We start from the raw sequence: 23,439 nt of genomic DNA, 5'->3' as shown, positions 1-23,439 counted from the left end.
GGCCGTCGGCTCAGCGCCGGCGGTCGTCGTCGTCCCAGGGGCCTTCCCACCAGCCGGCGCGGCCGTCATCCTCGCCGCCGCGGCGGCGGGAGCGCACGAACTGTACCACGAACACGACCAGCGACGTGAGCGTGATGAGGATCAGGACGAGGAACAGCAGGTCGCTCTGGTTCATGGGCGCTTCCCCTCCGCGGCATCCGCCACGATCTTCGCGATGCGGGCGGCCTTGGTCTCCGCGCGCTTGGCCATCGCGATGTGCGTGAGGCCGAACTTCTTCACCGACTTCGGGAACGCATCCCAGGTGGCCCTCGCCGCCGGCACCGCGTCGAGGGCGGCGGTGAGCTCCGGGGGCTCGATGCCGGACTCCGGGCCGTCGAGCACGGTCCACGAGCCGTTCGCCTTCGCCGTCTCCAGCGCGCGGATTCCGGCAGGGGCGAGCAGCCCCGCGGCCTCCAGCTCCGCGATGCGCGCCTTGTTCGTCGCCGCCCAGCCGCTCCCCGGCCGTCGAGGGGAGAACCACTGGCCGCCGGTCTCGTCGTCGAATGTGCGCACCGGGCCGTCGATCCACCCGAAGCAGAGGGCCTGCCGGACCGCGTCCTCGTAGCCGACGCCGGTGGCGGATCGCCCGCGGACGCTCAGCAGCCACACCCCGGCCGTGCGTTCGTGGTTCGCCTCGAGCCAGGCGCGCCAGGCCGCGGCGTCCGCCGCCGTGACCCGCTCGCCGTCGTCGAGGGCGCCCACGTCAGTCCTCGTCGAGGGTGGGGATCGAGTCGGTGATGGTCGGCAGCAGGTCGGCGACCGAGTCGACGATCTCATCCGGCCGGAAGGGGTACTGCTCGATGATCCGCTGATCGCTGATGCCCGTGAGCACGAGCACCGTGTGCAGACCCGCCTCGATGCCGGCGACGATGTCCGTGTCCATCCGGTCGCCGATCATGCCGGTCTTCTTCGAGTGCGCGCCGATCTTGTTGAGGGCCGAGCGGAACATCATCGGGTTGGGCTTGCCGACGACGTAGGGCTCCTTGCCGGTGGCCTTGGTGATGAGGGCGGCGATCGCTCCCGTGGCCGGCAGCACCCCGTCGGCGCTGGGGCCGGTGGCGTCCGGGTTGGTCACGATGAAGCGCGAGCCGTTGATGATGTGGCGGATGGCCTTCGTGATGGCCTCGAACGAGTAGTTGCGGGTCTCGCCGACGACGACGAAGTCGGGGTTCGTCTCGGTCATGATGAAGCCGGCCTCGTGCAGCGCGGTGAGGATGCCGGCCTCGCCGATGACGAACGCGGAGCCGCCGGGGAGCTGCTGCGCGAGGAAGTCGGCGGTCGCGAGCGCCGAGGTCCAGATGCGCTCCTCCGGCACGATCAGGCCGCTCGCGCGCAGGCGGGCGGAGAGGTCGCGGGCGGTGAAGATCGAGTTGTTCGTGAGCACGAGGTAGGGGATCTCGTTGCGCTCCCATCCGGCGAGGAGTTCGGAGGCCCCGGGGATGGCGTCGTTCTCATGGACGAGCACGCCGTCCATGTCGGTGAGCCAGCATTCGATGTCGTCACGGTGTGCCATGTGCTCAGCCTAGAGGCCCCACCTTTCCTTTCGAATCGCCTGATTGGCCCCATCCCCGGCCGATTTGCCGCAAAGTGCGCGATTCGAAGTGGGGGGTCAGGCCGACAACCACACCACGTCGCGGGCGGCGGCGGGCAACGGCGGCTCGGTGCCGTCGAGGGCGATGCCGAACGGCGTCACCGTCACGGTCGTGCCGACGGTGAGGCCCTGGGCCTCCAGGGTCCGCAGGAGCTCCGGGTCGCGGTCGTCGACGCGGAGCACGCGGCCGGTGTGTCCTTCCGGGGCATCGGCGAGCAGGATGAAGGGCGCCCGTTCGATGCGGCCCTCCGCGTCCGGGATGGCGTCTCCGTGCGGGTCGAAGCGCGGCCGCCCCAGGCGCTCGTCGATGCCCTCGAGCAGCCGGTCGCTGATGGTGTGCTCCAGCACCTCGGCCTCGTCGTGCACCTCGTCCCACCCGTACCCGAACTCCTGCACGAGCCAGGTCTCGATGAGGCGGTGGCGGCGGACCATCGCGAGGGCGCGGGTGGTCCCGGCCTCCGTCAGCCGGACCGCTCCGTACGGCACGTGCGACACGAGCCCCGCCGCGGCGAGCTTCTTCACCATCTCCGTGACCGACGACGGCGCGATGCCGAGCTTGGCGGCCAAGACCGAGGGGGTGATCGGCGCATCCTGCCACTCGGTGTGTGCGTAGACGGTCTTCAGGTAGTCGTCAGCTGCCGGGGATGCCACCCGTCAACCTTACGCGTTCGGGTCGGGCTGCCTCGCGGCCTGGGTCAGGCGCTCGCGGAGCCGAGCAGGATCACGGCCGCCTGCCCCGCGAAGAACAGGACAAGGAACCCCAGGAGGGCGGCGGCGAGCGACAGGCGCCCGTCGAAGCCCTCCACCTCGGCGATGCCCACCTTGCGGGCACGGAAGGCGAAGACCAGGGTCGCGACCCCGAGTGCGAGCTGGACCCAGGGGCTGGCGGGGCCGATGACCTTCGGGAACGCGATGAGCAGACCGCCGATGACGCCGGTCGCGAAGCCGCTCCAGGTGAGGAGGCGGACGGTGCGACGGGCGGACGCGGCAGACATGGTGTCGAGCCTATCCGCCGTCATGCCCCCGTCAGCACCAGCCAGAGCAGAGCGCCGTTCAGGGCGATGAGGAGCACCGAGGCCACGACGCCGGCGACCGTCGTCCACACCCGGTTGACCCACGCGCCCAGTGTCCGGCGCTGCGCGGTGAGGGTGACGAGAGGGATGAGCGCGAACGGGATGCCGAACGACAGCACGACCTGGCTGAGGACGAGGGCGAGCGTCGGATCCACCCCGATGCCGAGGATCACCAGCGCGGGGATGAGCGTCACCAGGCGGCGCGCCAGCAGGGGGATGCGCACGTGCAGCAGGCCGTGCATGATCTCGGCGCCCGCGTATGCGCCGACGGAGGTCGAGGCGAGACCCGAGGCGAGCAGCCCCACGGCGAAGAAGGTCGCCACGACCGGGCCGAGGCCTGCGGCGAGGGCGGCGTGCGCACCCTCCAGCGAGTCGGTCCCCGCGACCCCCGCGAGGTTCGCCGCCGCGAGCAGGAGGATGCCGAGGTTCACGGAGCCCGCGATGACCATGGCGATCGTCACATCCCAGCGTGTCGCCGTGAGGAGGCGGCGGATCCGCGAGGTCTCGACCCGGGCGGCCTCCTCGGTCGTCTCGGCGCTCGTCGCACCGAACCGGTCGCGGGCCAGGGAGGAGTGCGCGTAGATCGCGTGCGGCATGATCGTCGCGCCGAGGATCGAGGCGGCGAGGAGCACGGACCCCGTGTCCTCGAAGCGCGGCACGAGGCCGCTCACCACGCCAGCCGGATCCGGCGGCGCGAGGAAGAGACCGGCCATGAAGCCGATCGTGATCACGAACATGAGGCCGATGATCACGAACTCGAAGGGCCGGGCGCCGCGACGGTTCTGCACGGCGAGCAGGACCATCGACACCGCGCCGGTGATGAGGCCGCCCCATAGCAGGGGGATGCCGAACAGCAGGTTCAGGGCGACGGCGCCGCCGATGACCTCGGCGAGGTCCGTCGCCATCGCGACCAGCTCCGCCTGCAGCCAGTAAGCACGGCGGGCCCAGGGGTGGCGCAGCCGCTGGCCCAGCATCTCCGGGAGGCTCTGGCCGGTGACGACGCCGAGCTTCGCGGACAGGTATTGGATCAGCCAGGCCATCACATTGCCGGCGACGACCACCCACACGAGCAGGTAGCCGTACTGCGCCCCCGCGGTCATATTGCTGGCGACGTTGCCGGGGTCGAGGTAGGCGACACCCGCCACGAGCGCCGGTCCCAGCAGCCACAGCAGGCGCGGCGAAGCGGTGCGAGCGGGGGTCAGCGAGGCGTCGGAACTTTTAGGCACACCGAAACCGTAGCGTATTTTTCGGTGTGCCTAAATATCTGCGAGATGATTCTGGTGACCTCTTCGCCGACGGGGAGACGGCCGACACGGCGATAGCCTGGCGGGATGGATGCGCAGCGCCCCGAGAGCTCGGACCCGACCGCCCCCGGTGGGTCTCCGGCGCAGCCCGGATACGGCGTCGGATCCTGGCCGGGAGGACCGTCGGCCTGGCCGCGGGGAGACCAGTACGATCCGGAACTCCTCGCGGAGGGCGACACGCGGAACGTGATCGACCGCTACCGCTACTGGCGCATGGAGGCGATCGTCGCCGACCTCGACACGCGGCGTCATCCGTTCCACGTCGCGATCGAGAACTGGCAGCACGACATGAACATCGGTTCCATCGTGCGCAGCGCCAACGCGTTCCTCGCCGACACGGTGCACATCATCGGTCGCCGTCGCTGGAACAAGCGGGGCGCCATGGTGACCGACCGCTATCAGCATGTCGTGCACCACGAGGACATCGCCGCGTTCGCCGCCTGGGCCGCGGCGGAAGGGCTGCCCGTCATCGCGATCGACAACGTCGACGGGGCCGTGCCGGTCGATCGTGCCGACCTGCCGCGCTCCTGCGTCCTCCTCTTCGGTCAGGAGGGGCCCGGGCTGTCGCCGGAGGCATTGGCGGCCGCCTCGGGTCACATCGAGATCACGCAGTACGGCTCGACCCGCTCGATCAACGCGAGTGCCGCCGCCGCCGTCATCATGTACGAGTGGTGCCGTCGCCACGCGGCGTGACCAGCGCGGCCGGTCGGCTCCGTCAGGCCGGATCGATACCGAACAGGTGTCGCGAGATCGCGCTGACGTCGCGGTCGAGGCCGTCCATGCGCCGGCTCAGGCCGTGCACCTCCTTCCGGAGATCCCCGATCTCGGATTTCACGCCGACGATCTCGCCCTTGATCCCGCCGATCTCACCCTTGATCCCGACGATCTCGCCCTTGATCCCGCCGATCTCGGTGCGAACCGTGCCGATCTCCGTCTTGATGATCCTCACGAACATGGTCGCCATGAGAGTGATCGTGGCGTACATGCCCGTGGCAAGGACTCCGATCGTCGTCCATACCTGTGCGTCGTTCATCCCCAGCATCCCTTCAGTGTCGCTCCATGTTCGTCGGAAGCGCGAGGGGTGCGGGGTGCTGTATTCCGCTCTGCCCGGCGGCGGGGGATAAGTCGTCCTCTCCGTCGGTTGTGGAGGACTTATGCGGACGCGGCGAGCCATCGCCCGGAGCGCACTCGCCACCCCAGCGTCGCCAGCCGTGCGAGCAGGTACACCCCGAAGAACGCGACGGCCAGCCACACGAGGCCGGCGGTGCCGTCGATCCCCGTCGCGGCGATGATGCCCAGGGCGGGCAGGAACGGCACGAGGTTCAGACCGCCCGCGATCGCCAGGTACCGGGCGTCGTCGGCCCCCATGAGCACGCCGTCGAGCACGAACACCACGCCCGCGATCGGCTGCGCCACCGCGAGCACGAGCAGGGCCGGCTGCACCACCTCCGCCACGGCCCGGTCGCCGGTGAAGACGATGCCGAGCACCCCGGAGAGGGCGGCGATGACGGCGCCGACCACGACCCCGAACCAGGCCCCCCATGCGACCGTCCGCGCCAGCACGCGGCGCACCTGCTCCTCGTCCCCGGCGCCCAGCTCCTTGCCGATCAGCGCCTGCGCGGCGATCGCGAGCGCGTCGAGCGCGAACGCCGCCGCCGAGAAGATGGTGAACACGATCTGCCAGCCGGCGAGCTCCTCGGTGCCGATCCCCGTCGCCACGGCCACGGTCGCGAGCAGGGCGACGCGCAGGCTCACGGTGCGGAGGAACAGCCACCCGCCCGACGTCGCGGTGTGGCGCAGACCGTCCCGCTGGGCACGCAACGAGGCGCTGTGCCGGGTCGCGAGACGCCGGACCACGAGCGCGTACGCCGCGACCATGCCCCACTGCGCCGTCACGGTGCCCGCCGCGGAGCCGGCGATGCCCCAGCCGAGTCCGTAGATGAAGAGCCAGTTCAGCAGGGCGTTCGCCGCGAAGCCGAGTCCCGCGATCCACAGCGGCGTCATGGTGTCCTGCATTCCCCGCAGCAGCCCCGTGGCGGCGAACACGATGAGCATCGCGGGGAGACCCCACATCGAGATCACGAGGTACTCGTTCGCCTGGGCCGCGACCTCGGGGCTCGCCCCGAACAGCGAGACGAGCCAGGGGGAGGAGACAGCGCCGACGACGGCGAGCACGGCACCCAGGCCGAGCGCCAGCCACATGCCGTTGATCCCGACCGAGACCGCCTCTCCCGGACGCCCGGCCCCGAACCGACGCGCGACCGCGGGGGTGGTGGAGTACGCGAGGAACACCATGAGGCCGACGATCGTCTGCAGCACGGCTCCGGCGATGCCGAGTCCGGCGAGGGGGACGGTGCCGAGGTGGCCGACGAGGGCGGCGTCGACGATGAGGAAGGCCGGCTCCGCGATGAGGGCGCCGAGCGCGGGGACGGCCAGGCGCAGGATCTCGCGGTTCAGGGAGGTGCGGGCGGCCATCCTCCGAGCCTATGACCTGTCGTCGACCCCCGAGACCTCCGGCCTCGACCGGACGTAGGGTGAAGGAGGAGCTCCGAGCGGACGGAGGCGCATCATGACGGATCCCCGGGAGGCGGCCGCGCGTTATCGGGCCCGACGGCAGCAGGGTGGTGGTGGTGCTGAGGACGACGGCGAGACCGGTGCCCCGTCCGCGGCGGCGGTCGATCGAGCCGCCTTCGTCGAGTCCGCCATCCAGGTCGCCATCCGTCGCGGCGACTTCGACGACCTGCCGGGCGCCGGGAAGCCGCTCGAAGGGCTCGGAGACCACCACGACCCGGACTGGTGGATCCGTCGGAAGATCGAGACGGAGGGGCTGACCGGGCTCGGCCCTCCCGCGATCCTGCTGCGCACCGAGGACCGGGAGCTCGACGGCCAGCTCGACCTCCTCGGCAGGGAATCCGACGTCCGGGAGGTGCTCGAGGACTTCAACCGCCGCGTGCGCGAGGCGCGCAGGCAGCTGCAGGGCGGGCCACCCGTCGTGACACCGCTGCGCGATGTCGACGCCGAGGTCGTCGCATGGGCGGAGCGCCGGGCGACGCGTGCAGCCCCTCCCGAGGCGCCATCCCGGCGCCGACGTTTCGGTCGTCGGCGCCGGGGATGACTCAGCCCTCCGGTCCCTCCACCGGACGCGCCCGCCGCGCCTGCATCCAGCCGTCCACCCCGAATCGTCCGGCGGTGACGATCAGCAGCACCGTCGCGGACAGCACCAGCATCACCGGGTACTGCGCGATCAACTGATCCGCGCTCCAGTAGAGCGCCAGGGTCCCGGCCGAGACGAAGGCGACCGTTCGGGTGAGCGCACCCGCGACGAGGAGGATGCCGAGGCCCACCTCCAGCGCCGGGATCACCGCCCCGAAGAACGGAGACGCCGAGGCCATCGCCGCGCCGAGCGGATCGAAGAACGCCGGCACCCTCGTGTTCCCCTGCGCGCTCTGCGCCACGAGCTCGATGTCAGCGGCCCCGAAGCCCGCCCGGTACTTGAGGACACCCTCGATGAGCCACAGGACCCCGACCGCGACCCGGGCGGCCGCCCCCAGCAGCGAGCCGATCACGAGGCGAGCGGATCGTGGCGCGGTCATGACAGCTCGGCTGCCCCGAAGACGGCCTTCGCCTTGTCGCAGTAGATGACGACGTGCGAGTACTCCCCGGCCTTCACTCCGTCCAGAGCGAAGGTCTGCGTGGCGGTGTCGTACGAGACCGCGTCGACGAGCATGCCGGCGGCGATCGCGGCTTCATCGGTGCCGTCCGCGAGGTACACGTGCAGATCGGGCCCCTCGTCCGAGGAGAACTCCGTCAGCATCACTTCGCCGTCGGAGACCGAGACGGTGCCGGCCACCTTCTTGCCGTTCAGGCCGGCGAACTCCCCGGTCCTGGCGGCGGTGTCCGTGCTCGCCGAGCTCTTGGTGGTGCTCTGGGAGGAGGAGGACGACGGCGCGGAGGAAGCGCCGGAGTCCTGGGGACTGCAGGCGGCGAGGGCGAGGGCGAGCCCGAGGGCGGCGGTCGTGGCGAGAAGGGTCTTGCGCATGAGGATCTCCTGTCCGGTGCGGGAAGAGCCCGCCCGGCGAGTGCCGGACGGACGTGCTGCACAGCACGCTAGGAAGCACCGGAGTAGGACGGGGAAGACATTTCGGAACTGTAAGGATCCGCCGACCGCCGTGGCCGCGGCGGCTACCCTCGACCGCATGGAAGGCGTCGTCAGAGTCGCGGTCGTGGAGGACGACCCCACGGTGCGCGAGGCCGTGGGGGAGTATCTGCGCACGCACGGCTATGCGGTCTCGAGCTTCGGCGACGGCGTCTCGGCACGAACGGCGCTGCGGGAGACCGTGCCCGATGTCGTGATCGTCGACCGCATGCTGCCGGGCATCAGCGGCGATGAGCTCTGTCGTGAGCTGCGCGCCGCGTCCGATGTCCCGATCATGATGCTCACCGCCCTCGGCGAGGTGGAGGACCGTATCGACGGCTTCGCGTTCGGTGTCGACGACTACCTGGCCAAGCCGTTCTCGATGCGGGAGCTGTCCCTGCGGATCGCGGCCCTCGTCCGCCGCTCGCACGCCGCGCAGGCCGCGTCCGGGGAGCTCAGGGCCGGCGCCTTCGCGATCGATCTGCTCCGGCGGCGCGCGTGGGTGCGCGGAGACGAGATCGCCCTGACGAGCAGGGAGTACGAACTGCTGGCCTTCCTCGTGCGCAACGACGACCGTGCGCTGGGACGCGACGAGATCCTCCGCGAGGTCTGGGGATGGACCGTCGGCGATCTGTCGACGGTGACGGTCCACGTCAGGCGCCTGCGGGAGAAGGTCGAGGAGGATCCGCAGGACCCGCGCCATCTGCTCACCGAATGGGGCGTCGGCTACCGTTTCGTGGCGAGAGGGGACGGCTGATGACGATGCCCTCCGGTGCGGTCGTCCTGCAGATCGTCGTCACGAGCCTGCTGGTGGCGATCGTCGTCGCCCTCACCGCCGTACTTCTCCTGCGAGCCCTTCGGCGTCGCGGACTCCGCGCACAGCTGATGGTCGTGGCGAGTGCGGGCACGGTCGCGATGGCGGGGGCCGTGGTGGCGATCGCACTCGAGATGTACCTCTCCGCCCACGACCTGACGATCCTCCTCACCGTGATCGCGGTCTCGCTCGTGCTCGGTCTGGGCATGGCGTGGTGCATGGCGCGGACGGTGCGCGCCTGGGTCGAGGGGTTCTCGGTGTCGCTGGGCAGGATCGGTCGGACGGACGACGCGGTGGTGGACGCGGCGGCCTCTCGGGAGCTCGCCGGCCTCTCGACACAGCTCGCGGTGGTCTCGGCCGAGGTGGATGCGGCGAGGGCCGAGCTGGTGCGGCTGGACTCCGCCCGTCGGCGCTTCTTCGCCTGGATCTCGCACGACCTGCGCACCCCACTCACCGCGGTCCGTGTGCTCGCCGAGGCGGTGGAGGACGGCGTTGCGGTCGCTCCGGAGCGGTTCGCCGGTCAGGTGCGGGGACAGGTGGAGACGATGAGCCGGATGGTCGACGATCTCTTCGAGCTGTCCCGCCTCACGTCCGGCGCGGTGCAACTGCAGACCGAGCAGGTGGTCCTGTGGGATGTCGTCTCCGATGCGGTGGCCGACGTCGCGGCCGCCGCGGCGAAGCGCGACCTTCGCATCGTCGAGCGCGGGATCGCCGGTCCGGTGCTCTGGGCCGATCCGCATCAGCTCGGCAGGATCGTGGTGAACCTGCTCACGAACGCCGTCCGGCACGCCCCTCCCGGCACGGAGATCGTGCTGTCCGCGACGATGGTCGACCGGGACCGACTCGTCCTGGGGGTGCTGGATCAAGGGGCCGGTGTGGCGGTGGAGGACCTGGACCGGATGTTCGACGTCGGCTGGCGCGAGGACACGGCGCGAGCGACGGCGGGCGACGACGACGGGGTCGCGTCGGGTGCCGGGCTCGGGCTGTCCATCGCCAGAGGCCTCGCGCGTGCGCACGGCGGTGACGTCTTCGCCGAGCGCACCGCCGCCGGGTTCCGCATGAACGTCTCGCTCCCCGTGGGGGCCCCTGGGCATCCGTGACGCCGTCTGGACACCGTGGGGGACCCCGGCCATAGGCTGGAGCGCATGACCGATGTGCTTCCCGCGGGCCTCGCGCTCGACGACCTCAGCCCCGACATCCGCCCGCAGGACGATCTCTACCGTCACGTGAACGGCGCCTGGATCGCTCGCACCGAGATCCCCGGAGACAAGGCGCGCTGGGGCTCCTTCCATCTGCTGGCCGAGCAGGCCGAGAAGGATGTGCGCGCGATCGTCGAGGAGTCGCAGGAGGCGGAGGAGGGGACTCTCGCCCGCAAGATCGGCGACCTCTTCGCGAGCTTCATGGACACCGATCGCATCGCCGCCGCCGGTGTGACCCCGCTGGCCGAGACGTTCGCCGAGATCGACGCGATCGACGGCATCCCGGCCTTCCTGCGCACCGTGGGGACCTACGACCGGGAGGGCCGGGCGGCGGTGATCGGCCTCTACGTCGACGGCGACCCCGGGAACCCGGAGCGCTACCTCCCGGTGCTCGTGCAGGCCGGACTCTCGCTGCCGGACGAGAGCTACTTCCGTCTCGACACCTTCGCAGAGACCCGCGCGGCGTACCGGGAGCACCTCGAGCGCCTGCTCGCTCTCGCCGGTGTCGCCGATGCCGCCGCGCAGGCCGAGCGCTCCATCGCCCTGGAGACCGAGCTCGCCGGGCACCACTGGGACAACGTGCGCAGCCGTGACGCGGTGGCGACCTACAACCTCAAGACGTGGGACGAGCTCCAGGCCCTCGCCGGCGTCGACCTCACCCCGTGGCGCGAGGCCGTGACGCCGACGAACCCGCGGGCGTTCGACGAGGTCGTCGTCGCGCAGCCGAGCTTCTTCGAAGGGCTGGGCGGCCTGCTCACTCCCGAGCGTCTGGACGACTGGAAGGCCTGGCTGCGTGCGAAGGTCGTGCACGCGGCGGCGCCCTACCTCACCGACGACCTCGTGCAGGAGAACTTCTCGTTCTACGGCACCCAGCTCACCGGCGTCCCCACGATCCGCGAGCGCTGGAAGCGGGGCGTGTCGGTCACCGAGGGGGCGCTCGGCGAGGCGATCGGCAAGGTCTACGTCGAGCGGCACTACCCGCCGACGGCGAAGGCCGCCATGGACGAGCTCGTCGCGAACCTCGTCGAGGCGTACCGGCAGAGCATCGAGACGCTGGAGTGGATGACCGCCGAGACCCGGCAGCGTGCGCTCGCGAAGCTGGACGCCTTCACGCCGAAGATCGGGCACCCGGAGGTGTGGCGGGACTACTCGGCCCTCGTGATCGACCCGGCCGACCTCCTCGGCAACGTGCGCCGCGCGGCGATCTTCGAGCACGACCGCAACATCGACAAGGTCGGGAAGCCGATCGACCGCACCGAGTGGCACATGCCGCCGCAGATGGTGAACGCCTACTACAACCCCTCGATGAACGAGATCGTGTTCCCCGCGGCCATCCTCCAGTACCCCTTCTTCGACGCGGGGCGCGACGCGGCGGCGAACTACGGCGGGATCGGCGCGGTCATCGGGCATGAGATCGGCCATGGCTTCGACGACCAGGGCAGCCGGTACGACGGCGAGGGGCGCCTGCAGGACTGGTGGACCGATGCCGACCGCGCCGCCTTCGAGGAGCGCACGAAAGAGCTCATCGCCCAGTACGACGCCCTCGTGCCGGAGGGGCTGGACGCCGAGCATCACGTGAACGGCGCCCTCACCATCGGCGAGAACATCGGCGATCTGGGCGGGCTCGGCATCGCGCTGAAGGCGTATGAGCTGTCCCTGCGCGCCGATCCCGCGGTCCCTGAGCCCGTCGAAGGCCCGGTCATCGACGGCTACACCGGTGTGCAGCGGCTGCTCCTGTCGTGGGCACAGGTCTGGCAGCAGAAGAGCCGGGACGCCGAGACGCTGCGTCTGCTGACCATCGACCCGCACTCGCCCAACGAGTTCCGGTGCAACCAGATCGTCCGCAACATCGACGCGTTCTACGAGGCCTTCGGGGTCACCGAGAAGGACGCCCTGTGGCTTCCGGAGTCTTCCCGGGTGACCATCTGGTGACGAACCTCCGCACTCTGTGAGACGCGCCCCGGCGGTGGGGTTACGATAGCCCTGCCGCCGGGGCGCCCCTTCCCGGAAGCGCAGTATCCCTCCCCCTCCTGAAGGACCACGCGTGGGTGCGACCGACCCTGGTGACGCGTTCCGGAACGCCTCGGCTCCCGGAGCGTCCGGGAGCGCGCCCGAGTCGGCCAGCGGTCGCCGTTCGCAGCGGCCGGGAGCCCGCCGGCTGCCGCGTCGCGTGGCCGTCGGTCGGCGGTCGTTCACCTCGACGCTGAAGGCTCTCGAAGGCCTGGCGAACGCCGGGGCACAGGTGTCGGTGCACGTGGTCGACCTCGACTCCCATGTGCACGTGCTGGCGGGGGACGACCACGTCACGATGCCCGTCGCGGGGCTCGGTGTGGTCCCCCTGCTCATCGAGGTGGCGGCGGCGTTCGAGTCCGGCGCCCTCGACCCTCTCGAGATCGTCGAGCGCTCGAGCGTCGAAGCCGTGGAGAGCTCCGGCCTGTGGCGGCATCTGCGGGCACCGGCGCTGCCGCTGGAGGATCTCGCCGTGCTGGCCGCCACCGCCGGAGATCCGATCGCCGTGAACATCCTGCTGCAGAAGGTGGGGCATGACCGGGTGCGGGAGCGCATCGAGGAACTGGGTCTGCGGCGCACCGCCCTGCTCGACCGGTTCCGCGACCGCCGCGGTCCGGACGACGCCCCGCAGGTCGCCGTGGGATCGGCGCGCGAGCTCGCGGGTCTGTTCTCCGCGCTCGTCAACTCCCAGGTGGTGGATGCCGCGGTCAGCGCCCAGGTGTCGGAGTGGCTCAGCCTCAACCAGGACCTCAGTCTCGTGGCCGCCTCGACGGGGCTCGACCCCTTCGCCCACGAGCACGATGCCCACGGCCTGCTGTTCGTGAACAAGACCGGCCGCGATCGGGGGGTGCGCGCCGAGGCCGGTGTGCTCGCGGGGCCGCGGGCCGGTGTCGCCTACTCGATGATCGTGTGCTTCGACGACCTCTCGATCAGCCACCGCCTCCGTGCGCACGACGCCTTCCGCGTGCTCGGGGTCGAGCTCATGGAGTACACGCACTGACTCCGCACGCCTGTCCCCGCGCGTCAACGCAGGCATCCGCGCGGCATCAGGCTTCTGGAACGGCAGTGAGCCTGGTCTCGCGCGAGCGCCTGATCGGGAGCAGGGGTGGCTAGCATCGGGGGATGCCTCGCGCCTGGACTCCGCACCGCCGCGACGACGGGGAGCTGCTCGGCTGGATCCATCCGGAGGGCGCGGACTGGGTCGCCGTCGACGTGCTCGGACGCAGGGTCTCCACCCCCGGCGAGTGGCTGGACGCGGAGGCCGCGCTGGAGGAGCACGGCATCGCGTGGCTCGCCGATCCGTGGATGCTCGAGGGCGAGGGGGACCGCCCGCTCCGGGTGCGCATCCTCGAAGTGACACCAAACGAAGAAGGGGTTCCGGGGCGCATCGTCGTGAAGGTCGACGACTTCGGCGACATGACCCGACCCGCGACCGCACGGTTCACCCTGCCGTGGCCGCTCCCCGACCGCCTCCGGTCCCCGCGTGCCGACGACCCGGATCCGCGCACGATCTCCCGCTGAGACCCGGCGCCGCGTCGCAGATCCGCCGCACGTCGCACGTTCTGCGGCAATCCCTGCGACCCCGACGCGAATCTGCGACGGGCCGAGTCAGCCGGGGAGCGAGGGGTGCTGCTCCGTGGCACGGCGCCGCGGAATGAACAGCGAGAGGATCACGGCCACGATGCCGGCGGCGATCGCGAGCCAGAAGCACACCTCGAACGCCGTCCGCGTCGGCACGGCCACGCCTCCGACGTCGACGCTCATCGCCGCGAGCACCCCGCCCATCACGGCCGAGGCCGTCGAGGTGCCCACGGAGCGGAACAGCGCGTTGAGCCCGTTCGACGCCCCGGTCTCGTTCGCGGGCACGGAGCGCATGATGATCATGGGCATCGCGGCGAAGGTGAACCCGATGCCGACGCCGATGAAGATGTTGGCGATGAAGATGTGCCACACCTCGGTCGACCACAGCAGCACGAAGACGTAGGCGAGCACGATCGCGATGGCGCCGACGGTGAAGAGCGGACGCGGCCCCACGGTGCGCTCCAGCCATCCGGACAGCGGCGAGATCACCATCATGACCAGACCCGCCGGCATGATGACGAGCGAGGCGGCCACCATGTCGAGCCCGAACCCGGCGCCGCCCGCCGCCGGCATCTCCAGCATCTGCGGGAAGGTGACGTTGGAGGCGAACAGGGCGAAGCCCATGCCGATCGCGGCGATGTTCGTGAAGAGGACGGCGGGCCGAGCGGCGACCCGCAGGTCGAGCAGCGGATCCTTCGCGCGGAGCTGATACCAGCCCCACAGCAGCAGGACCGCGACGCCGCCGATCACGCAGACGAGGGTGAGCGGTGCCGTCCAGCCCCACTCGGCGCCGCGCGACACGAACAGCAGCAGGCCCGTGAGGCCGATCGCGAGTCCGATGGCCCCGAGCACGTCGAGGCGGCCGGGGGAGCGGAGCACGTCCTCCGGCACCACGGCGAGCACCAGCAGCAGCCCGAGGACTCCGAGGGCGGCGGCGAGCCAGAACAGCATGTGCCAGTCGGCGTTCTCGGCGAGCAGTGCGGCGACGGGCATGCCGATCGCCCCGCCGACGCCCATGGTCGCGCTCATCAGGGCCACCGCGGTGCCGAGGCGCTCAGGCGGCAGCACGTCGCGCATGATGGCGATGCCGAGGGGGACGACGCCGGTCACGGCCCCCTGGAGGGCGCGGCCGATGATCACGCCGACGATCGATCCGGAGAGCGCGGCGATGACCGAGCCCACGATGAGGATCGCGAGGAGCACGATGACGACGCGGCGCTTGCCGTACATGTCGCCGAGACGGCCGGAGATGGGGGTCGCGACGGCGGCCACGAGCAGGGTGATCGTGACCACCCAGGTGGTGTCCTCGCGGGAGGAGTTCAGCAGCTGCGGCAGCTCGGCCTGCAGCGGCACGACGAGGGTGAACATGAACGACGAGCACAGGCCCGCGAACGCGAGCACGGCGATGACCGCCCACCGCGGAGGGGTACGGGAGAGGCGTTTCCTGGCTCTGTCGTCGTTCGCACCCACCGGCTCAGGCTATCGGCGTTCCCGGAGTGGAGGGGCCGATGTGGTTGCATGGCCGGATGACCGACGACTCCGCGCCCGTGCAGCGCCCCGCCGACTCCGCGTACCACCGCCGGCTCCCGATCGGGGAGGTGCTCGACGCCTCGGCGCTCGCGGAAGGCCTGCCCTGGGCGTTCGAGAGCATCACGATGCGACCGCTGGAGCCGATGCTCGTGCCGGAGGAACCCCGAGCCGGCGAGCAGGACCCGGCCGAGTGCGGCCACTGCGGTCCGAGCGTGCACACCATCTGGCACGACGACCTCTGGCAGGTGCGTGCCGGGTGGGATGTCGGCGGCCTGCCGTTCATCGGCGGGGTCGCGCCGCGTGAGCACTGGCTCCTCGAGAACGCCCCGCAGGAGGTGCTCGCCGCTCTCGGACCGCTGATGCAGCGCGTGTCGGAGGCGGTCAAGAGCATCCCCGGCGTCGCCCGCTGTCACTTCGGCCGCTGGAATGACGGCTCCGCGCACATGCACATGTGGGCGCTGGGCCGTCCGGCCGGCATGATGCAGGGACGCGGCGCGGTGCTCGCGTTCTGGGACGGGATCCTGCCGCCGCTGCCGGCGGAGATGGCCGAGGACCACCTCCGCATCGTCGCGGAGGCGCTCGCCGCGGGCGGGGGACAGGCCTTTCCGCACCGGTGACCCGGGGTCGGTTTCCGCGAACGGGCGGAGGAGGGGCAGACTGGGATCGTGCGAACCATCCGCGATCTCGACACCGTTGAACTCATCCTCGACGCCCAGAGCCTGCTCGACTCCATCCGGGGTCCGCAGCGCGTGGTGGACGCCGGGACCCTGCGCGCCCTGCAGCAGTCGGGCAACTACGTCGTCGGCTTCTTCGACGGCGAGGGCGACGAGGAGCGCATGGTCGGCGCCTCGATCGCCTTCTTCGGCGAACCGGCCCGCCGTGCCATGCACTCGCACATCACGGCCCTGCTGCCCGAGTACCGAGGGCGCGGATGGGGGCGGGAGCTCAAGGAGCACCAGCGGCAGTGGGCCTTCTCCCGCGAGGTCGGCCGCATCACGTGGACCTTCGATCCGCTGGTCGCCCGCAACGCGCACTTCTTCCTCACCGTCCTCGGCGCCCGCGCCACGGGCTACTCGGTGAACCGCTACGGCATCTTCGGCGGCGGCGATGCGGGCGACGAGAGCGACCGCCTCGACGTCGAGTGGGCCCTCGCGGACATCGCCAAGCCCCCGGCGGACGATGCGGTCGTCGAGACGCTGGAGATCCCGGACGACATCGAGGGCATGCGGGAGTCCGACCCCGCGGCCGCGCACGAGTGGCGGCTGCGCCTGCGCGCGCAGATGGAGGGCCTGCTCGGCAGCGGTCTCACGATCGGCGGCTTCGAGGCCGGTCGGGGCTACCTCTTCACCGCGTGATCGGCGGCGCGGCCGTCACCGCACGCCGCGCATGAGCCGCAGCACCGGCTTCACGCTCAGCAGCAGTCCGATGCCGACGAGGATCGCGATGCCGCCGAGGATCGAGAAGTACGGCACCTCGTTCCCCGGATCGTAGAACTTCACGAGCTCGCCCGAGATGGCGGTGCCGAGGGCGATGGACAGGAAGAACAGCGCGACCATCTGCGTGTGGAAGACTGCCGGGGCGAGCTTCGTCGTGACCGACAGCCCGACCGGCGAGAGCAGCAGCTCGGCGACGGTGAACACGAACAGGATGCCGACGATCGCGAGCAGCGGCGTCGAGTTCGCACCGCCGCCGGAGAACGGCAGGAACAGCAGGAAGGCGGAGCCCATGATGATGGCGGCCAGTCCGAACTTGACCGGGGTCGACGGCTGACGCTTCCCCAGCTTCGTCCAGATCGCCGCGAAGACCCCGGACAGGATGATGATGAACACCGGGTTGATGGACTGCACCCACGACACCGGCATCTCCCACCCGAACAAGTCGCGGTCGAGCCGTTTGTCGGAGTAGATCGTCAGCACCGTGAACTGCTGCTGGTACAGCGACCAGAACGCGACGCTCGTGAGGAACAGCGGCAGGAACCCCCAGACCCGCGAGCGCTCGGTGGCGTCGATGCGGCGACTGCCGAGGATCACCGCGAAGTAGGCGACCGCGGCGACCACGGTGACCCCGATCACGATCGTGGCGAGGTTGTCGGCCTGGATGACTCCGGTCAGCACGAGCACCGCGATCACGACGACCGCACCGACCGCGATGCCGGCGACCAGCGGGTAGCGCGTGCGGGGGAGCGGGTTCGGCACCTCGCGCGAGGAGGCGGGCAGGCCGCGGCGGCCGAACGAGTACTGCACGAGACCCAGCGTCATGCCGAGGGCGGCGAGGCCGAACCCCCAGTGGAAGCCGAGGGTCGACTGGAGCAGCCCGGTGAGGATCGGTCCGAGGAAGGCGCCGAGGTTGATGCCGAGGTAGAACAGCGAGAACCCGGCGTCGCGTCGTTCGTCGTCCGGACGGTACAGCGTCCCCACGACCGACGTGGCGTTCGCCTTCAGGCCTCCCGAGCCCAGGGCCACGAGCACGAGTCCGACCCCGACGCCGACGAACCCCGGCAGGAGCGCGAGGGCGAGGTGGCCCGAGACGATGACGATGGCGCTGACGAACAGCACCCGCTCGGAGCCGAACAGCCGATCGGCGAGCCAGGCCCCGAGGATGGTGGACAGGTACACGGAGCCGCCGTACGCGCCGACGATCCCGCCCGCCACCGCCTCCGGAAGCCCGAGGCCGCCGTCGGTCACCGAGAAGTACAGGTAGATGAGCAGGATGCCCTGCATGCCGTAGAAGCTGAACCGCTCCCACATCTCCACGCCGAAGATGTGCACGAGCGACCACGGCTGCCCGAAGAAGCGGGTGTCCTCGTCGCGGGAGGCGGGCGGGTGCGCGGTGGTGCTCATGCGTGGGACGGTACTCCTCCCGCGGGTCCCGCGGCCAGGGGTTGCGCTCCGGCCCCGGATAGACTGGGGGTGCCCGTGCTCACGGGCATTCTCCGCATCCGACCATTGGAGCCACCGTGGCCGAACAGTCCCGTCTTGACAAGGTCATCGCCCTCGCCCGCCACCGCGGGTTCGTGTTCCAGGCGGGTGAGATCTACGGCGGTTCCCGGTCGGCCTGGGACTACGGCCCCCTCGGCACGGAGCTGAAGGAGAACATCCGGCGGCAGTGGTGGCAGACCTTCGTGCGCGGTCGCGGCGACATGGTCGGCCTCGACTCCAGCATCATCCTGCCGAAGCGCGTGTGGGAGGCCTCCGGCCACGTCGCGACCTTCACCGACCCGCTCGTCGAGTGCCTGCAGTGCCACAAGCGCTTCCGTGCCGACAACCTCATCGAGGACTTCGAGGCGCGCAAGGGGCGGAAGGCCGAGAACGGTCTCGCCGACATCCCCTGCCCGAACTGCGGCACCAAGGGGCAGTACACCGAGCCGAAGGCCTTCTCTGGTCTGGTGAAGACGTACCTCGGTGTGGTCGACGACGAGTCCGGCCTCTACTACCTGCGTCCGGAGACCGCGCAGGGCATCTTCGTGAACTTCGCGAACGTGCTCACCGCGAGCCGCAAGAAACCGCCGTTCGGCATCGGCCAGGTCGGCAAGGCGTTCCGCAACGAGATCACCCCCGGCAACTTCATCTTCCGCACCCGCGAGTTCGAGCAGATGGAGATCGAGTTCTTCACGCCGCCCGCCGAGGCGCCGCAGTGGTTCGACCACTGGGTCGAGGCGTGCTGGAACTGGTTCATCGACCTCGGCATCGACCCGGAGAACATGCGGCAGTTCGACGTGCCGGAGGAGGACCGCGCGCACTACTCGGCCGGCACCATCGACGTCGAGTACCGCTTCGGCTTCGCCGGCAAGGAGTGGGGCGAGCTCATGGGCGTCGCCAACCGCACCGACTACGACCTCTCCAGCCACAGCGAGGCCTCCGGCCAGAGCCTGACGTACTTCGACCAGGCCACGGGCGAGCGCTACACCCCGTACGTGATCGAGCCCTCCTTCGGACTCACCCGCGCGATGATGGCCTTCCTCGTCGACGCGTACGTCGAGGAGCAGGTGCCCAACGCCAAGGGCGGCACCGACACGCGCACCGTGCTCAAGCTCGACCCGCGCCTGGCTCCGGTCAAGGCCGCCGTGCTCCCGCTGTCGCGCAACGAGAAGCTGTCGCCGCTCGCCCGTGAGGTGGCCGACACGCTGCGCGGCTCGTGGGCCGTGGACTTCGACGACGCCGGTGCGATCGGCCGGCGCTACCGCCGCCAGGACGAGATCGGCACGCCGTTCTGCGTCACGGTCGACTTCGACTCGCTCGACGACCGCGCCGTGACGGTGCGCGACCGGGACACTATGGCACAGGAGCGCGTCCCGATCGACGGGCTGCATGCCTACCTGGCGGAGCGCCTCCGCGGCGCCTGACATGACGGCACCGGGGGGAGCCGACGCGCGGGTGGAATCCTCGCCCGTGCGTCCGGTCGCGGCCATCGTGCTCGGCGCGCTCGCCGTGTCGTGGATGATCCTCACGGTGCTCGACCTGCGCGAGAACGACGGCGCAGGCCCGATCATCGCGATGTTCGGCATCCCGGCGCTCGCGGCGGCGGTCATCATCCAGATCGTGATGGCGCGGCTGGGGGAGCGCAAGCGGGTGCCGAAGGCCGTGTTCTGGTGGGTGCTCGCGGTGCTGCCGCTGGGGACCCTTGCGGGCTTCGTCGTCGCGATCCTCCGTGACCCGGACTACTTCATCGCGGACGAAGGCCCGTGGATGCTGATCTGGGTGCCGATCTTCATCGTCGTGGGGCTGCTGCTCGGCGCCCTCGTCTGGTTCTTCTTCGTGTTCCCCCTCGTGTCGCTCGTGACGGTGATCCGCTTGATCGCGCGCGGGGAGGCGAAGCCCGGCGCCCTCATCATGCCGATCGTGCTGCTGAGCCTCGGGGTGCTGAGCATCGTGGGCGGACTCTCGATCGACACGGACAGCAGCGGCCGCGCGTCGTGGGGATCGATCATCGCCGCGTTCCTCGGTCTTCCCGGGAACTACGAGGTGATCTGGGAGCCCGGACTCTGGATCGTCCGCGGCATCGTCCTCGCGATCATCCTCCTCTTCGCCGCCCCCGCCGCCCACGCCCGCCTCTCCTCCCGCCTCCGCTCCCGCTGAGCCCCCGGGTTCCCGCCGAGACCCCGGGCCGCGTGTGGGGGTAGGTCGGGGTCTCGCCGAGAAAGCGGGGTCTGGCGGGCGCGGAGTGACCCTGCTATGGTCGCTCCTCGTGGGTACTCTGATTCGCTAGATCGGGACGCCGCGTCGAGAACTCTTCTCCGCGGTGGGTCCTGAGCGACCCGCACCCGAGCAGGGTGCGGTCGAGGTTCCTGTTCCCCGCGTCATCGACGCAGATCCCGGCGGTGCGCGTGCGCCGCCGGAGAGGACCCCTCATGTTCCCTGTACCCTCGCCCCCTTCCGACACTCCGGCCCGCGTTCATCGCGAGTGCGCGCTGCAGGCCGCCTCCGTCCGGTTCGCCGACCGTCTCGTGCTGAACCGCATCGATCTCGCCGTCGGACCCGCCGACCGCCTCGCCGTCATCGGCGACAACGGCGCCGGGAAGTCGACGCTGCTCGATCTGCTCGCCGGTGTTCTCGCACCGACATCCGGGGAGGTGCGGCTCGACCTCCCCGGCGGGATCGCTCATGCCCGGCAGAACCCCGTGTTCGCGGATGGAGCGACGATGGCCGATGCCATCGACGATCTCCTCGGCGACCTCCGCGTGCTGGAGCGCGACCTCGGCCACGCGTACGAGCTCCTCGCCGCCGGGGGCTCCGCCGAGCGTGCGCAGCAGATGGCCGCTGTGGCCCTGTTGCAGGACCGTTTCGAGTCCCGCGAGGGATACGACGTCGACCGTCGCATCGACACCGCCCTGGAACAGCTCGGGCTGGGCGGAGTGGACCGCGCGCGACCGGTGGCCGCGCTGTCGGGCGGAGAGCGGGCGCGGCTCGCTCTCGCGGTCGCCCTCTCTTCCGGAGCCGAGATGCTGCTCCTCGACGAGCCCACGAACGACCTCGACGATCGGGCGCTGACCTGGCTCGAGGACCGTCTCGCGGCGCACCGCGGAGCGCTGGTGGTCGTGACCCACGACCGCGACTTCCTGGACCGTTTCGCGACGGCTGTCGTGCAGGTGGAGGACGGTCGGATCCGCCGCTACGGCGATGGTTACGCCGGGTTCCTGCGAGCGCGCGAGGCCGAGAGACGTGCGGCGGTCGCGCGCCACGAGGAGTGGAAGGCCGAGGTCGCCCGGGCCGAGTCGCTGCTCGCCGCCAACGCGTTCCGGCTGCAGGCGATCCCGCGGAAGCTCGAGCTCGACGGCTTCGGTCATGGCGCGTTCCGGGCGCGGAGCCGCGACCACGGTGCCGTCGGACGCATCCGCATGGCGAAGGAGAGGTTGTCGCGGCTGCGGGAGAACCCGTGCCCGGCGCCGCCCGAGCCCCTGCGGTTCGTGGTCGCAGCAGAGGATCGGGCACCGCTCGACGACCCACTCCTGACCCTCGATGCCGTCTCGTTCCGTGAACCGGGACGACGGCTCGACGTGTCGCAGTGGACGATCGAGGCCGGTTCGCGGTGGCTCGTGACCGGGCCGAACGGCGCCGGGAAGACGACGCTCCTCCGCCTCCTCGTCGGCGAGCTGATCCCCGCGTCCGGGACGATCCGCCACGCGGACGGGCTGCGGATCGCGTTCCTCCGGCAGGAGGTCGATACCCGTTTGCGAGGCACGGCCATCGAGGTCTTCGCGGCGCGGACGGGGACGCCGCCGGCGGATGCGCACGACGCTCTCCTGGCTCATGGACTCTTCCGCAGGCCGGAGGCGGACCGCGACGTGCGGACACTCTCGGTCGGGCAGCGTCGCCGGCTGGATCTCGCGGTCGCCCTGGCGTCGCGGTTCGACCTGCTGCTGCTCGATGAGCCGACGAACCATCTCGACCCCGAGCTCGTGGAGCAGCTCGAGGACGCCCTCGTCGATCACCCCGCCGCCGTCGTCACAGCGACGCACGACCGCCGGTGGCGGCGTCACGCGGAGCACGCGCGGCGCGTGCAGGTCGAGGAGGGGGTGGCCACCACCTGAGACCCCGCCCTCCCGCCGAGACCCCGGGCCCCACACGTCCCCACGCCGGGGTCTCGGCGGGAACCCGGGGTCTCGGCGACAGGAGGGGGAGTTACGACGTGATCGTCAGGTGCATACGCGCGTCGCCGCCGGACTCGACCCAGGCGCGCGAACGCTCGAGGATCCCGCGCAGCACGTCGAGGTCGACCTGGTCGAGGTCCTTGATGTAAAGGCAGCCCACCCCTGTCGTGTGCGGGCCGAGCGCGCCGAGAGCCTCCGCGTGGGCGTCCACGCCGTCGAGGAGGTAGATCGTGGTCGCGGCCTTCCGGGGGGCGAAGCTCAGAATGCCGCTGTCGCCCTCCGTCCCGGTGGGGTAGCGGTAGTGGCAGGAGCCGAACCCGATGATCGAGCCCCAGGTCTGCGGTTCGCGTCCGGAGATGTCCCGCAGGAGAGCGGTCAGCGTCTCCGCATCACGGCGACGCACGGCCGGGGAGGAGCGGGCGATCAGCCCCGCGACGTCGTCCCCGGTCGGCTGCACTACTTCGCCGCCTTCGCCGCCGCCTTCATCGCCTTCTTGTACTCGCGCACCTTCGTCAGCGACTCCGGCGACACGATGTCGGCGACGCTGCGGTACGAACCGTCCTCGCCGTAGGGCGCCGAAGCCTCCCGCCAGCCCTCGCCGGTGAACCCGTACTGCTTGCCGAGGAGGGCGAGGAAGATCTTCGCCTTCTGCTCACCGAAGCCGGGAAGGGCCTTGAGTCTCTTGAGCACCTCGGCGCCGCTCGGCTGGGACCCTGAGCCTGTCGACGGGCCTGAGCCTGTCGAAGGGCGCGTCCAGAGGGCGGCGGCGTCCCCGTCCCAGTCGTCGACGAGCGCCTGGCACAGGGTCTGCACCCGCGTCGCCATGGATCCGGGGAACCGGTGCACTGCGGGGGTCTGCCGGAAGGCCTCCAGGAACTCCTCCGGTGCCATGCCCGCGATCGCCGCGGCATCCGCGGCGCCGGTGCGCTGCTCGATCTTGAGCGGACCGGAGAACGCGGTCTCCATGGGGATCTGCTGGTCCAGCAGCATGCCGATCAGCAGAGCCGTCGGGTTCTCGGTCAGCAGGGCGTCGGCGGCGGTGTCTCCGGTGATGTGAAGGGCCATGAGTCCCATCC

26 protein-coding genes are annotated in these 23,439 nt (G+C 70.7%); 12 read left to right on the top strand and 14 right to left on the bottom strand.

From position 1 onward, the window contains the following. Nucleotides 1-10: 10 nt before the first annotated feature. The 6 genes from ACIGJI_RS14005 to ACIGJI_RS13980 form a co-directional block, all read right to left on the bottom strand. Nucleotides 11-175 carry a hypothetical protein gene (locus ACIGJI_RS14005; RefSeq protein WP_259953864.1) on the bottom strand — a complete coding sequence of 55 codons (165 nt, stop codon included), beginning with the start codon at nt 173-175 and terminating at the stop codon, nt 11-13. Continuing rightward, nucleotides 172-741, bottom strand: a complete 570-nt coding sequence (locus tag ACIGJI_RS14000; RefSeq protein ID WP_259953866.1) for a YdeI family protein — start codon at nt 739-741, stop codon at nt 172-174. Before ACIGJI_RS14000 ends, ACIGJI_RS14005 begins: the two co-directional genes overlap by 4 nt. Before the next feature lies 1 nt (nt 742). Then, complete coding sequence (locus ACIGJI_RS13995; protein WP_025104898.1) at nt 743-1,552, bottom strand: HAD-IIA family hydrolase; 810 nt, start codon at nt 1,550-1,552, stop codon at nt 743-745. A 96-nt stretch (nt 1,553-1,648) separates the two neighbouring features. Then, nucleotides 1,649-2,281, bottom strand: coding sequence for a metal-dependent transcriptional regulator (locus tag ACIGJI_RS13990; RefSeq protein WP_363446309.1), 633 nt, complete (start codon nt 2,279-2,281; stop codon nt 1,649-1,651). Between the two features lie 44 nt (nt 2,282-2,325). Beyond that, nucleotides 2,326-2,625: a hypothetical protein gene (locus ACIGJI_RS13985; RefSeq protein ID WP_136052938.1), complete on the bottom strand. Its 300-nt coding sequence runs from the start codon at nt 2,623-2,625 to the stop codon at nt 2,326-2,328. Nucleotides 2,626-2,645: 20 nt separating this feature from the next. Next, on the bottom strand, nt 2,646-3,929 hold the full coding sequence (locus ACIGJI_RS13980) for an Nramp family divalent metal transporter (protein ID WP_363446311.1): 1,284 nt from the start codon (nt 3,927-3,929) through the stop codon (nt 2,646-2,648). A 105-nt stretch (nt 3,930-4,034) separates the two neighbouring features. Here ACIGJI_RS13980 and ACIGJI_RS13975 point away from each other — a divergent pair, with 105 nt between their 5' ends. Next, nucleotides 4,035-4,700 (top strand): TrmH family RNA methyltransferase, encoded by a 666-nt coding sequence (locus tag ACIGJI_RS13975; protein WP_259953873.1) that lies wholly within the window; start codon nt 4,035-4,037, stop codon nt 4,698-4,700. Nucleotides 4,701-4,722: 22 nt separating this feature from the next. On the opposite strand, the gene ACIGJI_RS13970 is transcribed toward ACIGJI_RS13975, so the two are convergent. After that, a complete protein-coding gene (locus ACIGJI_RS13970) occupies nt 4,723-5,040 on the bottom strand; it encodes a hypothetical protein (protein ID WP_187662584.1) in 318 nt (105 codons plus the stop codon). A gap of 119 nt (nt 5,041-5,159) precedes the next feature. Beyond that, nucleotides 5,160-6,482, bottom strand: a complete 1,323-nt coding sequence (locus tag ACIGJI_RS13965) for an MATE family efflux transporter (protein ID WP_259953875.1) — start codon at nt 6,480-6,482, stop codon at nt 5,160-5,162. A gap of 94 nt (nt 6,483-6,576) precedes the next feature. Here ACIGJI_RS13965 and ACIGJI_RS13960 point away from each other — a divergent pair, with 94 nt between their 5' ends. Beyond that, nucleotides 6,577-7,122, top strand: a complete 546-nt coding sequence (locus tag ACIGJI_RS13960; protein ID WP_187662582.1) for a DUF1992 domain-containing protein — start codon at nt 6,577-6,579, stop codon at nt 7,120-7,122. A gap of 1 nt (nt 7,123) precedes the next feature. Here the strand turns inward: ACIGJI_RS13960 and ACIGJI_RS13955 are convergent, their stop codons facing one another. Beyond that, on the bottom strand, nt 7,124-7,600 hold the full coding sequence (locus ACIGJI_RS13955; protein ID WP_268777001.1) for a DoxX family protein: 477 nt from the start codon (nt 7,598-7,600) through the stop codon (nt 7,124-7,126). After that, nucleotides 7,597-8,046 (bottom strand): DM13 domain-containing protein, encoded by a 450-nt coding sequence (locus tag ACIGJI_RS13950; RefSeq protein ID WP_268777002.1) that lies wholly within the window; start codon nt 8,044-8,046, stop codon nt 7,597-7,599. Before ACIGJI_RS13950 ends, ACIGJI_RS13955 begins: the two co-directional genes overlap by 4 nt. Nucleotides 8,047-8,203: 157 nt before the next feature. Here ACIGJI_RS13950 and ACIGJI_RS13945 point away from each other — a divergent pair, with 157 nt between their 5' ends. The 5 genes from ACIGJI_RS13945 (at nt 8,204) to ACIGJI_RS13925 (ending at nt 13,686) form a co-directional block, all read left to right on the top strand. After that, entirely contained in the window at nt 8,204-8,899 is a 696-nt protein-coding gene (locus ACIGJI_RS13945; RefSeq protein ID WP_363446314.1) for a response regulator transcription factor, read from the top strand. Then, nucleotides 8,899-10,056: a HAMP domain-containing sensor histidine kinase gene (locus ACIGJI_RS13940; RefSeq protein WP_363446316.1), complete on the top strand. Its 1,158-nt coding sequence runs from the start codon at nt 8,899-8,901 to the stop codon at nt 10,054-10,056. Before ACIGJI_RS13945 ends, ACIGJI_RS13940 begins: the two co-directional genes overlap by 1 nt. 45 nt (nt 10,057-10,101) lie before the next feature. Beyond that, on the top strand, nt 10,102-12,087 hold the full coding sequence (locus tag ACIGJI_RS13935; RefSeq protein WP_259953892.1) for a M13 family metallopeptidase: 1,986 nt from the start codon (nt 10,102-10,104) through the stop codon (nt 12,085-12,087). 112 nt (nt 12,088-12,199) lie between these two features. Then, complete coding sequence (locus tag ACIGJI_RS13930; protein ID WP_187662577.1) at nt 12,200-13,165, top strand: serine hydrolase; 966 nt, start codon at nt 12,200-12,202, stop codon at nt 13,163-13,165. A 122-nt stretch (nt 13,166-13,287) separates the two neighbouring features. Continuing rightward, entirely contained in the window at nt 13,288-13,686 is a 399-nt protein-coding gene (locus ACIGJI_RS13925; protein WP_363446318.1) for a hypothetical protein, read from the top strand. Nucleotides 13,687-13,773: 87 nt separating this feature from the next. Here the strand turns inward: ACIGJI_RS13925 and ACIGJI_RS13920 are convergent, their stop codons facing one another. Further along, nucleotides 13,774-15,216, bottom strand: coding sequence for an MFS transporter (locus tag ACIGJI_RS13920; RefSeq protein ID WP_363446320.1), 1,443 nt, complete (start codon nt 15,214-15,216; stop codon nt 13,774-13,776). A gap of 56 nt (nt 15,217-15,272) precedes the next feature. On the opposite strand from ACIGJI_RS13920, the gene ACIGJI_RS13915 reads away from it, so the two are divergent. Next, nucleotides 15,273-15,893, top strand: coding sequence for a hypothetical protein (locus ACIGJI_RS13915; RefSeq protein ID WP_363446322.1), 621 nt, complete (start codon nt 15,273-15,275; stop codon nt 15,891-15,893). 48 nt (nt 15,894-15,941) lie between these two features. After that, nucleotides 15,942-16,631 carry a GNAT family N-acetyltransferase gene (locus tag ACIGJI_RS13910; RefSeq protein WP_259953894.1) on the top strand — a complete coding sequence of 230 codons (690 nt, stop codon included), beginning with the start codon at nt 15,942-15,944 and terminating at the stop codon, nt 16,629-16,631. A 15-nt stretch (nt 16,632-16,646) separates the two neighbouring features. Here the strand turns inward: ACIGJI_RS13910 and ACIGJI_RS13905 are convergent, their stop codons facing one another. Next, on the bottom strand, nt 16,647-18,116 hold the full coding sequence (locus ACIGJI_RS13905; protein ID WP_259953895.1) for a peptide MFS transporter: 1,470 nt from the start codon (nt 18,114-18,116) through the stop codon (nt 16,647-16,649). Nucleotides 18,117-18,232: 116 nt separating this feature from the next. Here ACIGJI_RS13905 and ACIGJI_RS13900 point away from each other — a divergent pair, with 116 nt between their 5' ends. The 3 genes from ACIGJI_RS13900 to ACIGJI_RS13890 all read left to right on the top strand — a co-directional run bounded on the left by ACIGJI_RS13900 (nt 18,233) and on the right by ACIGJI_RS13890 (nt 22,303). Further along, a complete protein-coding gene (locus tag ACIGJI_RS13900; RefSeq protein ID WP_363446324.1) occupies nt 18,233-19,618 on the top strand; it encodes a glycine--tRNA ligase in 1,386 nt (461 codons plus the stop codon). 1 nt (nt 19,619) lies between these two features. After that, the gene (locus tag ACIGJI_RS13895) at nt 19,620-20,351 is read left to right on the top strand and encodes a hypothetical protein (protein ID WP_363446326.1); all 732 of its coding nucleotides are present in this window, start codon (nt 19,620-19,622) and stop codon (nt 20,349-20,351) included. Nucleotides 20,352-20,623: 272 nt separating this feature from the next. Continuing rightward, complete coding sequence (locus ACIGJI_RS13890; protein ID WP_363446328.1) at nt 20,624-22,303, top strand: ABC-F family ATP-binding cassette domain-containing protein; 1,680 nt, start codon at nt 20,624-20,626, stop codon at nt 22,301-22,303. Between the two features lie 91 nt (nt 22,304-22,394). Here ACIGJI_RS13890 and ACIGJI_RS13885 read toward each other — a convergent pair whose 3' ends face one another. Further along, nucleotides 22,395-22,820: a DUF1801 domain-containing protein gene (locus tag ACIGJI_RS13885; RefSeq protein WP_363446330.1), complete on the bottom strand. Its 426-nt coding sequence runs from the start codon at nt 22,818-22,820 to the stop codon at nt 22,395-22,397. Next, on the bottom strand, nt 22,820-23,428 hold the full coding sequence (locus ACIGJI_RS13880; protein WP_363446332.1) for an HhH-GPD-type base excision DNA repair protein: 609 nt from the start codon (nt 23,426-23,428) through the stop codon (nt 22,820-22,822). The genes ACIGJI_RS13885 and ACIGJI_RS13880 overlap by 1 nt, the downstream gene beginning before the upstream one ends. Nucleotides 23,429-23,439: the final 11 nt, after the last annotated feature.

Origin of the sequence: Microbacterium sp. NPDC064978, from assembly GCF_044543605.1 — a bacterium.
Taxonomy (GTDB): Bacteria; Actinomycetota; Actinomycetes; order Actinomycetales; family Microbacteriaceae; genus Microbacterium; species Microbacterium meiriae.
The sequence above is the reverse complement of the archived record's forward strand: the minus strand, read 5'-3'. Positions and strand labels throughout refer to the sequence as shown.

Coding starts and splice junctions, on each gene's coding strand:
- ACIGJI_RS14005 (WP_259953864.1), bottom strand. CDS start 175: ATGAACCAGAGCGACCTGCTGTTCCTCGTCCTGATCCTCATCACGCTC.
- ACIGJI_RS13995 (WP_025104898.1), bottom strand. CDS start 1,552: ATGGCACACCGTGACGACATCGAATGCTGGCTCACCGACATGGACGGC.
- ACIGJI_RS13985 (WP_136052938.1), bottom strand. CDS start 2,625: ATGTCTGCCGCGTCCGCCCGTCGCACCGTCCGCCTCCTCACCTGGAGC.
- ACIGJI_RS13975 (WP_259953873.1), top strand. CDS start 4,035: ATGGATGCGCAGCGCCCCGAGAGCTCGGACCCGACCGCCCCCGGTGGG.
- ACIGJI_RS13970 (WP_187662584.1), bottom strand. CDS start 5,040: ATGAACGACGCACAGGTATGGACGACGATCGGAGTCCTTGCCACGGGC.
- ACIGJI_RS13965 (WP_259953875.1), bottom strand. CDS start 6,482: ATGGCCGCCCGCACCTCCCTGAACCGCGAGATCCTGCGCCTGGCCGTC.
- ACIGJI_RS13960 (WP_187662582.1), top strand. CDS start 6,577: ATGACGGATCCCCGGGAGGCGGCCGCGCGTTATCGGGCCCGACGGCAG.
- ACIGJI_RS13955 (WP_268777001.1), bottom strand. CDS start 7,600: ATGACCGCGCCACGATCCGCTCGCCTCGTGATCGGCTCGCTGCTGGGG.
- ACIGJI_RS13950 (WP_268777002.1), bottom strand. CDS start 8,046: ATGCGCAAGACCCTTCTCGCCACGACCGCCGCCCTCGGGCTCGCCCTC.
- ACIGJI_RS13945 (WP_363446314.1), top strand. CDS start 8,204: ATGGAAGGCGTCGTCAGAGTCGCGGTCGTGGAGGACGACCCCACGGTG.
- ACIGJI_RS13940 (WP_363446316.1), top strand. CDS start 8,899: ATGACGATGCCCTCCGGTGCGGTCGTCCTGCAGATCGTCGTCACGAGC.
- ACIGJI_RS13935 (WP_259953892.1), top strand. CDS start 10,102: ATGACCGATGTGCTTCCCGCGGGCCTCGCGCTCGACGACCTCAGCCCC.
- ACIGJI_RS13925 (WP_363446318.1), top strand. CDS start 13,288: ATGCCTCGCGCCTGGACTCCGCACCGCCGCGACGACGGGGAGCTGCTC.
- ACIGJI_RS13915 (WP_363446322.1), top strand. CDS start 15,273: ATGACCGACGACTCCGCGCCCGTGCAGCGCCCCGCCGACTCCGCGTAC.
- ACIGJI_RS13905 (WP_259953895.1), bottom strand. CDS start 18,116: ATGAGCACCACCGCGCACCCGCCCGCCTCCCGCGACGAGGACACCCGC.
- ACIGJI_RS13895 (WP_363446326.1), top strand. CDS start 19,620: ATGACGGCACCGGGGGGAGCCGACGCGCGGGTGGAATCCTCGCCCGTG.
- ACIGJI_RS13890 (WP_363446328.1), top strand. CDS start 20,624: ATGTTCCCTGTACCCTCGCCCCCTTCCGACACTCCGGCCCGCGTTCAT.
- ACIGJI_RS13880 (WP_363446332.1), bottom strand. CDS start 23,428: ATGGCCCTTCACATCACCGGAGACACCGCCGCCGACGCCCTGCTGACC.